Annotated in this window: 10 protein-coding genes; 8 read left to right on the top strand and 2 right to left on the bottom strand. The window is 36.0% G+C overall.

What is annotated here, in order from left to right; translation table 11 throughout:
* Positions 1-167 precede the first annotated feature (167 nt).
* The 6 genes from secA (at position 168) to VB796_RS14395 (ending at position 8870) form a co-directional block, all read left to right on the top strand.
* On the top strand, positions 168-3545 hold the full coding sequence (secA, locus tag VB796_RS14420) for a preprotein translocase subunit SecA (RefSeq protein ID WP_323347267.1): 3378 nt from the start codon (positions 168-170) through the stop codon (positions 3543-3545).
* Positions 3546-3710: 165 nt separating this feature from the next.
* On the top strand, positions 3711-4100 hold the full coding sequence (locus tag VB796_RS14415; RefSeq protein WP_323347266.1) for an FdtA/QdtA family cupin domain-containing protein: 390 nt from the start codon (positions 3711-3713) through the stop codon (positions 4098-4100).
* 11 nt (positions 4101-4111) lie between these two features.
* The gene (locus VB796_RS14410) at positions 4112-5200 is read left to right on the top strand and encodes a DegT/DnrJ/EryC1/StrS family aminotransferase (RefSeq protein WP_323347265.1); all 1089 of its coding nucleotides are present in this window, start codon (positions 4112-4114) and stop codon (positions 5198-5200) included.
* A gap of 33 nt (positions 5201-5233) precedes the next feature.
* The gene (locus VB796_RS14405; protein ID WP_323347264.1) at positions 5234-6136 is read left to right on the top strand and encodes a glycosyltransferase family 2 protein; all 903 of its coding nucleotides are present in this window, start codon (positions 5234-5236) and stop codon (positions 6134-6136) included.
* Complete coding sequence (locus tag VB796_RS14400; protein WP_323347263.1) at positions 6126-6890, top strand: class I SAM-dependent methyltransferase; 765 nt, start codon at positions 6126-6128, stop codon at positions 6888-6890. The genes VB796_RS14405 and VB796_RS14400 overlap by 11 nt, the downstream gene beginning before the upstream one ends.
* A gap of 72 nt (positions 6891-6962) precedes the next feature.
* A complete protein-coding gene (locus VB796_RS14395; RefSeq protein ID WP_323347262.1) occupies positions 6963-8870 on the top strand; it encodes a pectinesterase family protein in 1908 nt (635 codons plus the stop codon).
* A gap of 88 nt (positions 8871-8958) precedes the next feature.
* Here VB796_RS14395 and VB796_RS14390 read toward each other — a convergent pair whose 3' ends face one another.
* Complete coding sequence (locus tag VB796_RS14390; protein WP_323347261.1) at positions 8959-9108, bottom strand: hypothetical protein; 150 nt, start codon at positions 9106-9108, stop codon at positions 8959-8961.
* A 41-nt stretch (positions 9109-9149) separates the two neighbouring features.
* A complete protein-coding gene (locus VB796_RS14385) occupies positions 9150-10610 on the bottom strand; it encodes a hypothetical protein (RefSeq protein ID WP_323347260.1) in 1461 nt (486 codons plus the stop codon).
* 130 nt (positions 10611-10740) lie between these two features.
* Here VB796_RS14385 and VB796_RS14380 point away from each other — a divergent pair, with 130 nt between their 5' ends.
* Positions 10741-10884, top strand: a complete 144-nt coding sequence (locus tag VB796_RS14380; RefSeq protein WP_323347259.1) for a hypothetical protein — start codon at positions 10741-10743, stop codon at positions 10882-10884.
* A 55-nt stretch (positions 10885-10939) separates the two neighbouring features.
* The gene (gene ffh, locus VB796_RS14375; RefSeq protein ID WP_323347258.1) at positions 10940-12274 is read left to right on the top strand and encodes a signal recognition particle protein; all 1335 of its coding nucleotides are present in this window, start codon (positions 10940-10942) and stop codon (positions 12272-12274) included.
* Positions 12275-12538: the final 264 nt, after the last annotated feature.

Below are 12538 nucleotides of genomic sequence, written 5' to 3'. Positions count from 1 at the left end.
CTAAATTTGTAAGTATTTCCATTTTAGAGACAGGAAATATTCGGTTTTCGTTGCTTGATATTAGATTATCGTATTTCAATATTTGTAGAACATCACACATCGAATCACGACCATCAAACATCAAATCATGAATATTGAATTAAAACACAGAACATAAAAACAGTATAATGATAAATTACATCACCAAAGCAGTAACCAAACTTTTCGGAACAAAATCTGACCGTGACATCAAGGAATTGATGCCTTACGTTGAAAAAACAAATGCCGAATTTTCAAAACTGCGTAACCTATCTGATGAACAACTTCGTCAGCAAACGACCGAATTAAAAGAAATTATTCAGAAAAATCTTGCAAAGATTGATGCTGATATTTCTGATTTGAAAATGGAGGTCGAAGCAAATCCTGAGATGTCAGTAGATGCTAAAGAAACTATTTTCAACCAAATTGATACACTTGGTCTTGACCGTAATAAGCAATTAGAGGTTGTTCTTCTGGACATTCTGCCCCGAGCGTTTGCCATCGTCAAGGAAACCGCCAGACGTTTTACCGAAAATAAAAAATTAGAAGTAACCGCTACGGTTCAAGATAAATTTCTTGCTGCTAAGAAGAAAAACGTTGAAATTATTGGTGAAACTGCCATTTGGCACAACAAATGGAATGCCGCAGGTAATGAAATTGAGTGGAACATGATTCATTACGATGTTCAGCTTATCGGTGGAGTTGTATTGCACCAAGGTAAAATTTCAGAAATGGCAACGGGTGAAGGTAAAACGTTGGTTTCTACCCTTCCTGCTTTCTTAAATGCTTTGGCAGGTCGTGGTGTTCACTTGGTTACGGTCAATGATTATCTTGCCAAACGTGACTCTGAATGGAATGCTCCTTTATTTGAATTTCATGGTTTGACCGTTGACTGTATCGACAAACACGAACCCAACACAGATGAACGTCGTCAGGCATATTTAGCGGATATTACTTACGGAACAAATAACGAATTCGGTTTCGATTATCTCCGTGATAACATGGCTCGCACGCCAGAAGAGCAAGTACAACGCAAACATCACTTCGCAATGGTCGATGAGGTCGATTCAGTTTTAGTTGACGATGCCCGTACACCCTTGATTATTTCGGGACCAATGGCTCGTGGAGACGAACAAGAATTTGATGCTTTCAATCCTTTGGTAGCTCGCATGGTTGAGCAACAAAAGAAATTGGTACAAGATTTATTGGTAGAAGCCAAAAAATTAATCGCTGCTGGTAATAAAAAAGAAGGTGGTTTAGCTCTTTTCCGTGCATTCAGAGGTTTACCGAAGGCTCGTCCTGTAATCAAATATCTTTCTGAAACAGGTATCAAGCAAATCATGCAGGAAACGGAAAATATCTATTTGGCAGAAAATCAGAAATTGATGCCAGAAGCGGATGCTCCGTTGATGTTTACGATTGAAGAGAAAAACAATCAGGTGGAAATGACTGAAAAAGGTTTGACTTTCATGACTCGCATGGTAGAAAACCCTGATTTCTTTGTAATTCCTGACCTTTCGGTAGATTTAACTGCCATTGAGAAAAAAGCAGAGATTACAGAACAAGAAAGATTACTTGAAAAAGAAGCTCTAATTCGTGATTATTCAGCAAAAACACAACGTATTCACACGGTAAGCCAATTATTAAAGGCTTATACTTTATTCGAGAAAAACGTTGAATATATCGTTGACGAAACAGACGGTAAAGTAAAAATTGTAGATGAGTCAACGGGTCGTATCATGGAAGGTCGTCGTTATTCTGACGGATTACACCAAGCCATTGAAGCCAAAGAAAGTGCCAATATTGAGGATGCAACGCAAACTTATGCAACCATTACGCTTCAAAATTATTTCAGAATGTACCACAAACTTTGCGGTATGACGGGTACGGCTGAAACAGAAGCAGGTGAATTTTGGACGATTTATAAGTTAGACGTAGTAACAATTCCTACAAACCGTCAAATTTCAAGATTTGACCACGAAGATAAAGTTTATAAAACCGTTCGTGAAAAATACAATGCCGTTGCCGACGAAATTCAGGAATTAGTAGATGCAGGTCGTCCAGTTTTGGTAGGTACAACTTCGGTTGATAACTCCGAATTATTGAGCCGTATGCTTTCAATTCGTAAAATTCAACATAACGTATTGAACGCCAAACAACACGCTCGTGAAGCAGACATTGTTGCGGAGGCTGGCCATGCAGGAAAAGTAACGATTGCTACCAACATGGCGGGTCGTGGTACGGATATTAAATTATCAACTGATGCCAAAAAATCAGGCGGTTTAGCCATTGTAGGTACAGAAAGACATGAATCTCGCCGTGTGGACAGACAGTTACGTGGTCGGGCGGGTCGTCAAGGAGACGTTGGTTCTTCTCAATTTTTCCTTTCATTAGAAGATGACTTGATGCGTAAATTCGGTTCAGACCGTATCGCTAAAGTGATGGACAGAATGGGAATGGAAGAAGGCGAAGTGATTCAACACTCAATGATTACGTCTTCGGTAGAAAGAGCTCAGAAAAAAGTAGAAGAAAATAACTTTGGTATTCGTAAACGTCTATTAGAATACGATGACGTAATGAACTACCAAAGAAATGCCATCTACAAACGTCGTCAAAATGCCCTTTTCGGAGAACGTTTAGCCTTAGATATTGCCAATAATACGTATGATGTTTGTTCTGAAATTGTACAAAACAATGCGAATTATGATGAATTAGAATTGCGTTGTATTGAGATTTTGGGAATCATTCCCCCATTCTCACGTGATGAAATTGGCAAATTCAATACCCAACAACGTACTACCCGTTTGTACGAAGCAGCCGAGCAACATTATCAAGCGAAAAATAGAGGTTTGATGGAGAAAGTTGTAAATTTTGCACAAGAGGCTCTTTCTCATGGCTACACAGGTATGCAAGTACCAATTGTGAGTGGCAATATGATGTCACAAATGTTTGCTGATGCACAAGAAACAATTGATACAAATGGTCGTAAATTGATTCAAGAAATGGAGAAATCTATTGCTTTGAGTTTAATTGACCAAGAATGGAAAGAGCATTTGAGAGACATGGACGATTTGAAACAATCAGTTCAAAATGCTTCTTACGAACAAAAAGACCCATTATTAATTTATAAGTTCGAAGCAGTTAAATTATTTGAACGTTTCTTGAGCAGAATCAACATTGATACCGTTAGTTTCTTGATGAAAGCAGATATGCCAGAAATTCAAGAAGCAGAAGCTCCAAAAGCACCCGTAAAGCAAGCTCCTCAGCCTAAATTACAAACTCAAAAAGATGATGCACTTTCTGCATTAATTGGCGGTTTGGCAGGTGGCAGAGGTGACGAACAGGATTATCATGACCCAAGTGGAGGTCAGTCAGTTGAGAAAATTGTACCACGTCAAGCCGTTAAAATTGCTGACCGTAACCAAAGAGTAACAGTTCAATATCGTGACGGTTCAATCAAAGAAAACGTTAAGTACAAAACGGTTGAACATGATGTAGAAAAAGGAACTGCGGTGGTAATAGCTTAATAACTTAGATACCGTTACATCGCTCCTAAAACCGTTCTAAATCTTATTTTAGAACGGTTTTTTTATATAAAAAAATCAAAAATGAGTAGAATTATAAAACGGTAATCTCTTTAATTACAAAAACCTGTATCTTTACACCATTAGTTAACAAACTCTAAATAGTTTATGGCAAAAATTTTACAATTAAGTACATTTGAATCTGATGCAGGCGACCTAACAGTTTTTGAAAAAATATTACCTGGAGATATTAAAAGAGTATTTTACATTAGAGGTAAAGAAGGACATGAAAGAGGAGCTCACCGCCATCTGAAAACATGGCAAGCTTTAATTTGCATATCGGGTAGTTGCAGAGTTTGGGTAGATAATAATATAACTCAAGATTTTTTTCAATTAGATTCGCCCGACAAATGTCTTTTATTAGCACCTGAAGATTGGCACGTTATGGATGAGTTCACAGATTCATCAATACTTTTAGTATTGGCAAATACACAGTATGACCAAGACGACTATATATTTGAACCATATACACAATCTTCCCCAACTGTTAATACTTGATATTGAATTAAATGCAAATACCGTTTCTCAATCTTAAATCTATCAATCAGATTTATGAGGCCCAAATCACAGAAGAAATTTCCAAAGCCGTTTGCTCTGGCTGGTACATTTTAGGAGAAAGATTAAAGCAATTTGAAACAAGTTTTGCCAATTACTGCAACGTAAAATATTGCATTGGTGTTGCCAATGGTTTGGATGCCCTAACAATTATGCTTAAAGCCTCTGAATTTCCTCATGATTCAGAAGTTATCGTTCCCGCAAATTCTTATATTGCTACCATTTTGGCGGTATCCAACGCCAATCTTGTACCAATACCAGTTGAGCCAACCTTAGAAGATTACCTAATTAATCCTCATGCCATAGAAAAGGCAATAACAGCCAAAACGAAAGCCATTTTAGTTACGCATCTTTATGGAAAATGCTGTAAAATGGATGAAATCAACGCTATTGCCCAAAAATATGATTTAAAAGTTTTTGAAGATGCCGCACAAGCTCATGGTGCTATCTATCAAAACAAAAAAGCTGGGAATTTATCTGATGGAGCAGGCTTTAGTTTTTACCCTTCCAAAAATTTAGGAGCAATGGGCGATGCTGGGGCAATCACAACAAATGACGATGCACTTGCTGAAAAAATATATGCCTTAAGAAATTACGGTTCATCTCAAAAGTATATATTTGACTATCAGGGATATAATAGTAGATTGAGCGAAATTCAAGCTACTATTTTAAATGTAAAATTACCTTATCTTGATACAGAAAACGATTGCCGCAAAAAGATTGCGAAGCGATATTTAACTGAAATTGATAATCCTAAAATTACCCTGCCTTCGTCAGATTCTATCGACAATGATGTTTGGCATTTGTTTGTCGTTAGACTTGAAAATAGAGATTTATTTCGACAATTTTTTAGTGAAAATGGTATTGGAACAGATGTCCATTATCCACTTGCACCACATCAACAATTAGCATATAAGTCATGGAGTGAATTAACACTGCCCATTACTGAAAAAATACACCATCAAGTGGTGAGTTTACCCCTCAATACATCTCTTACAGAAGAAGAAATCACCTACATCATTCATTTTATTAATAAATATTAATTATGAATCACCCAATTTCCCAAACCTTATAGAATGTTATTATCTGTCGTTATTCCTGTCTATCACGGAGCAATTACCATAACTCAACTTGTCGAAACCGTACAAGAACAGTTAAAGAGCTATGCCTTTGAAATTATTTTAATAAATGATGGCAGTAAAGATAATTCCGAACAAGTATGTATAGGGCTTTCTGAAAAGTATAAAAACGTTTCTTTTTTATCTCTTCGTAAAAACTTTGGAGAGTTTAACGCCGTAATGTGTGGTTTAAATTACACCAAAGGTGAATATACTGTTATTATTGATGATGATTTTCAAAATCCACCTTCAGAAATAATTAAATTATTAGAAACCGCTCAAAAAGGTAATTTCGATGTTGTTTATAGTCAGTACGATGAAAAAAAGCATCATCCCATGAGAAATTTTGGGAGTTGGTTAGTCAATCAAGTAACTACCTCTTTATTTAAAAAACCTCAAGATTTGTATCTGTCCAGTTTTAAACTTATTAAGAATGAGGTAGTTAAAGAAATTTGTAAGTACAAAGGGCCATATCCTTATCTTGACGGCATAATTTTTAATATTACTGATAATGTTGGTAAAATCACGGTTATTCACAACGACCGCTATCACGGGGCATCCAATTATACAGCCAAAAAATTGGCAGGTTTATTCCTCAATATCATATTTGGTTATTCCCTTTTACCAGTTAGATTATCGTTATTTTTAGGAATGTTATCAACATTTACTGCCATTATATTATCCTTATTGCAGTTTTTTGCCATCGTTGATTACCCAATTAGATTAGTCATTTTATTTTTTGGAGGAATACAGTTAATTTCTATCGGAATTGTTGGAGAATACATCGGAAAAACCTTTTTAACACAGAGTAACACGCCACAATATACCCTCAAAATAAAACGCTTAAACAATGCTGAATAGTAGTGAAGATGAATTTAGAATGATGTATGAAGCCGAAGAAAAACTTTGGTGGTATAGAATTCTTCACGAAAAAATATTGGCTGAGATAATCCATCAATTCCATGAAAACAAAGGCATCAATATTTTAGATATTGGCTGTGGAACGGGTGGTTTATTGACTTTTTTACGTAAAAATAACTACTCAAATATTCAAGGTATTGACTATTCTGATTACTCCATTCACTTTTCAAAATCTCGAAATTTGAATGTACAAAAAATGAGTATCGATGACCTCAATACAAATTTCCTTCCTCAGCAATTCGACGTAATTATCTGCAATGATGTATTTTATTGTTTAGAAAAATCTCAGATTATCAAGGCTTTACAGAATATTTCGCATCTTCTAAAACCAAACGGAATTTTCCTTTCTAATAACAATGCCTTCCCTATTTTCTATGGAACACACGACATTGCAGTTGGTGGAAAATGGCGTTTCACCTTACAGGATTTTCAGGTATTTACGGCAAAATCTACGTTGAAAATTCAATATCATTCTTACTGGACTTGTTTACTTTCTCCTTTGGTTTTAGCTATCAGAATTTCTCAACAATTACAATTAAAATTAGGATTGATTGATACCTCAAAGTTGGTTTCAGACGTAAATGTGCCTCCTCATTGGCTCAATGAACTGTTTTATAAAGTTGTAAAAATTGAAGAAAAGATTCTCAAAAAGGGTTTCTTTGGAAGTTCTCTTTTTTTCACGGCAAGAAAATAAATAGCACCATAATTTAGAGTAGATTATTGATTATTAATCATTTACTGTTTTATAAAATTGATTAATAATCTCATGAAAAATTTATCACAATTCTCTCTATCCAAAATTTACTTATCCCTTTTCTTATCGCTCATGACGGTTTTAAGTGCAAATTCACAAGCCCTTAAAATCCAGCACGATTTGGTAGTTGCCAAAGATGGCTCTGGCGATTTTAGATACATCCAAGATGCCATTGATGCCATTAGGGTTTATCTTCCAAAACGTATTACTGTTCGCATCAAAAAGGGAATTTACAAAGAGAAAATCTCCATTCCAAGCACACTATCAAACGTAACTTTATTGGGTGAAGACGGCACCGTTATTAGCTATGATGATTACTCGGGCAAAGGGAAATTCGAGACATTTGACTCCTACACACTAAAAGTAATGGGGAACGATATTACGTTGGAAAATCTCATCATCGAAAATACTGCTGGACGAGTTGGACAAGCCGTTGCTCTGCATATTGAAGGCGACCGCTGTGTAATGCGAAAATGCAGATTTTTAGGAAATCAAGACACTATTTTTTCTTCTGGAGAAAACGCTCGTCAGCATTTTGTCAATTGCTACATTGAAGGAACGGTCGATTTTATTTTCGGTTCTTCCACCGCTTTATTTGAAAATTGCACTATTCACAGCAAGTTAAATGGCTATGTTTCAGCCGCTTCTACGCCAAACTGGGTCAATTATGGTTACGTTTTCAAAAACTGCAAATTAACTGCTGAAGCTAATGTTGACAAAGTTTTTTTGGGTCGCCCGTGGAGAAGTTTTGCCAAAACAGTTTTTATCAATTGTGAATTAGGCAAACATATTGTCGCTTCGGGTTGGGATAATTGGTCGAATGTTGCCAATGAAACTACCACTTTTTATGCCGAATATAAAAACGTTGGCGAAGGAGCAAACGTCAATGCAAGAGCAAAATGGTCGCATCAACTAATTGATAATGAGGCACTGACATACAGTAATGAGAAGATTTTTGCGGGAAGTATTAACCCAAACTTAAACAATTTCTGGACTCAACCTTCACTTATAGGAATTACTGGCAAAGTTGACACTTCATATTCTAACTTTAGTGCCTATCAAAGCAGTAAAAAATCGCACCCAACTACAGAAATCGTTTCTGAAAAAACATTGAATTCAGTCAATGAATTAAAGGCAATTTCTTATGGAAAAATTGGAGAAAGAGCCTTATTATTAGACGTATTTTCTCCTAAAAAAATGGCGAAAAAAGCATCACCTGCCATCATGATAATTCACGGTGGTGGCTGGCGAACGGGCAACAGAACGCAACATTATCAATTAGCAAGACGCTTGGCCGAGTTGGGTTACGTTTGTTTTACGCCCGAATATCGACTTTCAACGGAAGCACTTTATCCTGCCGCAGTTCATGATTTAAAAACGGCTTTACGTTGGATGAAAGCCAATGCTCAAACTTATCATATTGACACAAGTCGCATTGCAACTTTAGGTTTTTCAGCAGGAGGAGAACTTTCCGCATTCATGGGTGTAACGGCTCAAAATCCAGTTTTTGAAGGAAATAACGGTAATTTGAACCATTCAAGTAAAGTACAAGCAGTCGTTGATATTGATGGAACGCTGTCTTTTGTACATCCAGAATCAGGTGAGGGCGACGATAGCAAACGTACTTCTGCCGCCACTTATTGGTTTGGCTATTCAAAAATTGACAATTTAAAACTTTGGGAAGAAGCATCACCACTTGCTCATGTTGGCAAAAACACGCCTCCCATCTTATTCCTGAATAGTTCCGTAGATAGAATGCACGCAGGCAGAGACGATTTCAGAAAGGTTTTAGACCAAAATCAGATTTATTCAGAAGTCCATTCATTTCCAGATGCCCCACATTCGTTTTGCCTTTTCAATCCTTGGTTTGAGCCAACAATTAAGTATGTTGATGAGTTTTTAAAGAAGGTTTTGAAGTAAAGTTTTGCCACTAAGGCACAAAGACGCTAAGGATATTTTTTTATGACAATAACTTAGAGACTTTGTGTCTCCGTGGCGTACACAAATATCATTTTTTCAAAAAACATTCCAAAACTGCCGATTCGTATCCATAAGCAACTCGCTGAAATTCAAGCATATTAGTAGCTTTGAAAATAAATGGTTTCTCAAAAGTTTTGCCACGAAGGCACAAAGATGCTAAGGATATAAGTTTTATCACAATCACTTAGAGACTTTGTGCCTTCGTGGCGTACACAAATATCATTTTTTCAAAAAATACCGCTCAAAAACAGAATCTTTTTTCAAAGAATATTCCAACACTGCCGATTCGTCTCCATAAGCAACTCGCTGAAATTCAAGCATATTGGTAGCTTTGAAAATAAATGGTTTTTCAATCGTCGTGAGAATTTTTGCAGGTAAAATTCCTTTGGCAATCTGATTAAGGTTTGAAATTGAATTCAGAAAAAAAATGAACAGAATTATCGCCCCTCCCACCGACTTCCAAGTTAAACGTTCCACCATCGAAATTCCTACCAAAATAGAGAGAATAAAAAAAGAAGGGAATGAAACCCTAATATTAAAATCGTTATAAATTCCAATTCTGTAAATAGCTATTAAGCAAGGAAAAATCACCGCAATTTTCCAAAGTAATTTTGCATTATTTTTATAATATTTCAAGAAAAATCCCCAACCGATAAAGTTAGAAAAAGCATAAAGTAAATAGAAGAATAACCACCAAGCAATACCCGTTTGCCAAATAAATTCGGTATTATTAGCGTGAACGCCTTCGGTACTAATAAAGTATAACATCAACGGAAAAAAAGCTAAAACAACCAAAATCATCATTCCTAAATCTTGCATTTTTGAAGCAGAAAACAAGTTTTTCAAGTTCTTTACAAAACAAATTGCCACAAAAGGAAATAAGCCAATTGTCGTTAATGGACTCCAAAACATGGTTGAAAGTAACATCAAAAGCAAGTATTTCAAATCACTTTCAGTTTGTTTTTTTCTAAAATCTTCAATAATAATACACCCGCCCAAACACGCTGGCAAAGTGTGTTGAGTTGCCCATGCGTAGTTCTTGACAAATGACTGAGTGATGAGTTTAAATTGATTGAGTTGGAAATAATACGGCTGAAGATATTCTTGGAAAAATTCAAAATTCATGAGCAATTTAACCACTATCCAAGTATTAGAAAACAACACAACAACAAGCAAAAGATAAAACGTTCTTTTAACTGTAAAAGTGGTTATCCAAGTAAAAACAAGAGCTAAACCGAGTACACTCCAAACGAAAGAAATATACTTACAACTTGCCAAGCCAAATACCTTTGCCAACAAAGCCGAAGGCAAATAATAACCCGTGTAATAGCAAAGATAAGTCTGTTGTTTGGCGTAGTAAACGGGTAAATCATTAGTCATTAAATCATAATATTTAAAATTATTTGCCTGAAAATCATACGTTTGTGGGCGAAACTCTCCAATACCCAAAATAAAATTTATGGCAATCGACAAAGCCACACTCAGTAAAATATTTTGGAGTGTTAAATGCTCCGTTTCTTGCTTAAAAGGATGTTGAAAAACGGTTTTCCAAGTATAAAAAGCAACAAAAAGCACACACGGAATACCCATCCAAAGGTGAATCCAAGTGAGTAAAAATAAAATTGAGGGAATCAATAAATATAAAATGCTAACTATTTTAAGGCTTTGCAGTGTTTTCATGCTTGAAATTAATGTAATTTGAACCTACAAGCAAAAAACCGTTTAGACTTTATTTTGTACCTTTGTTGTAAACATAAAATCGTTCGTGAATATGACATCAATGGTAATTACTCCTCGAAATAAATCTGAGATGAAATTATTATCAGATTTATTCAAAAAAATGCAAATTCAAACGCAATTAGTTTCTGATGAAATTCAAGAAGATTTGGGTTTAGCAATGATGATGAAAGAAGCAGACCACAACGAAAAAGTTTCGAGAGAAAGTAATTTTTGATAAACGATTGACAAATAAGGTTTTAACAGAATTATTGAAATAAATACATTACGTAATGTTTGAAAATTTAAGCAGTAAAATTACCACCGCAATGCGTACCCTTAAAGGTAAGGGACGTATCACTGACGTAAACGTAGCCAGTACCATCAAAGAAATCCGTAAGGCCTTGATGGATGCTGACGTAAACTATAAAGTTGCCAAAGAAATCACCGACCGTATCAAGGAAGAAGCCATGGGGCAGAAAATCTTGATTGCCGTTGACCCAGGGCAAATGTTGGTGAAAATTGTTCACGAAGAACTCGTTAAATTAATGGGTTCGTCGGTACAAGCCATTAACTTGAAACCAGATCCTGCCGTTATCTTAATTGCAGGTTTGCAAGGTTCTGGAAAGACAACTTTCTCAGGAAAATTAGCCCAATACCTCAAGAAAAGCGGTCGTAACGTCCTTTTAGTAGCCTGTGATATTTACCGTCCTGCGGCAATTGACCAGTTGAAAGTGCTTGGAGAACAAGTAGGTGTGGACGTTTATGCTGAACCTGAAAATAAAAATGCCGTTGAAATTGCTCAAAACGCTTTGGCGTATGGGCGTAAAATGGGCAAGCGTGTAATTATTGTGGATACTGCTGGACGTTTGGCAGTTGATGAAGCGATGATGAACGAAATTGCAGCGGTAAAAGATGCAATTAAACCTTCAGAAATCCTCTTTGTGGTGGATTCAATGACAGGACAAGATGCCGTAAATACTGCTAAAACCTTCAACGAACGCTTAAATTTTGATGGGGTTGTCCTCACCAAATTAGACGGTGATGCTCGTGGTGGTGCTGCCCTTTCAATTCGTCATATTGTAGATAAGCCAATCAAGTTTATATCGACAGGTGAGAAAATGGACGCTCTTGACCAATTCTATCCTGACCGTATGGCAAGCCGTATTTTGGGCATGGGTGACGTGTTGAGTTTGGTAGAAAGAGCTCAAATGGCATTTGATGAAGAAGAATCAGAACGTATCAATAAGAAAATTCGTCAGAATCAATTTACGTTTGAAGACTTCTACGCTCAATTACAACAAATCAAGAAAATGGGTAATTTGAAAGATTTGATGGGTATGGTTCCAGGAATGTCGCAAGCGGTGAAAGACGTTGATGTACCAGATGATGCGTTCAAATCTATCGAAGCAATTATCCAATCAATGACACCAAAAGAGCGTCAGAAACCTGAAATTTTGGATATGTCTCGCAAGAAACGTATCGCAGAAGGCTCAGGAACAAGCGTTACAGAATTAAACAATCTCTTGAAACAATTTGACGGAATGCGTAAAATGATGCGTATGATGAACAATGTACAAGATGGCAAAATGAAAATGCCAAACATGAAAAATTTGATGAAAAGATAAATTAATTAGAGTATAATTTATAGAGAATAGAGTTTAGTCAAGTATATACACTAAACTTTATTCTCATACAAATTTTCAAAAAAATCCCTTCTTCACCTTTATTCTCTTAAATTCGTCATTTACGAAAACTACCGTTTACTAACTTTGACGTAAAAAAATAACTTCTCCACACGAGAAAAGGTACTTTTACGTTTTTATCATAAACTTATAACCACTGTTTTTTGAGTTTCCGCCAATGAGTTTTTATAACTCCTCAAACAGCAT

The sequence above is a fragment of the Arcicella sp. LKC2W genome, from assembly GCF_034931005.1.
GTDB lineage: Bacteria > Bacteroidota > Bacteroidia > Cytophagales > Spirosomataceae > Arcicella.
Note: the sequence above shows the minus strand (reverse complement) of the source record. Positions and strands in the feature narration are given on the sequence as shown.

Bases quoted from the DNA above. Each gene is read 5' to 3' on its own strand.
- secA (WP_323347267.1), top strand. From the start codon at position 168: ATGATAAATTACATCACCAAAGCAGTAACCAAACTTTTCGGAACAAAA.
- VB796_RS14415 (WP_323347266.1), top strand. From the start codon at position 3,711: ATGGCAAAAATTTTACAATTAAGTACATTTGAATCTGATGCAGGCGAC.
- VB796_RS14410 (WP_323347265.1), top strand. From the start codon at position 4,112: ATGCAAATACCGTTTCTCAATCTTAAATCTATCAATCAGATTTATGAG.
- VB796_RS14405 (WP_323347264.1), top strand. From the start codon at position 5,234: ATGTTATTATCTGTCGTTATTCCTGTCTATCACGGAGCAATTACCATA.
- VB796_RS14400 (WP_323347263.1), top strand. From the start codon at position 6,126: ATGCTGAATAGTAGTGAAGATGAATTTAGAATGATGTATGAAGCCGAA.
- VB796_RS14395 (WP_323347262.1), top strand. From the start codon at position 6,963: ATGAAAAATTTATCACAATTCTCTCTATCCAAAATTTACTTATCCCTT.
- VB796_RS14385 (WP_323347260.1), bottom strand. From the start codon at position 10,610: ATGAAAACACTGCAAAGCCTTAAAATAGTTAGCATTTTATATTTATTG.
- VB796_RS14380 (WP_323347259.1), top strand. From the start codon at position 10,741: ATGAAATTATTATCAGATTTATTCAAAAAAATGCAAATTCAAACGCAA.
- ffh (WP_323347258.1), top strand. From the start codon at position 10,940: ATGTTTGAAAATTTAAGCAGTAAAATTACCACCGCAATGCGTACCCTT.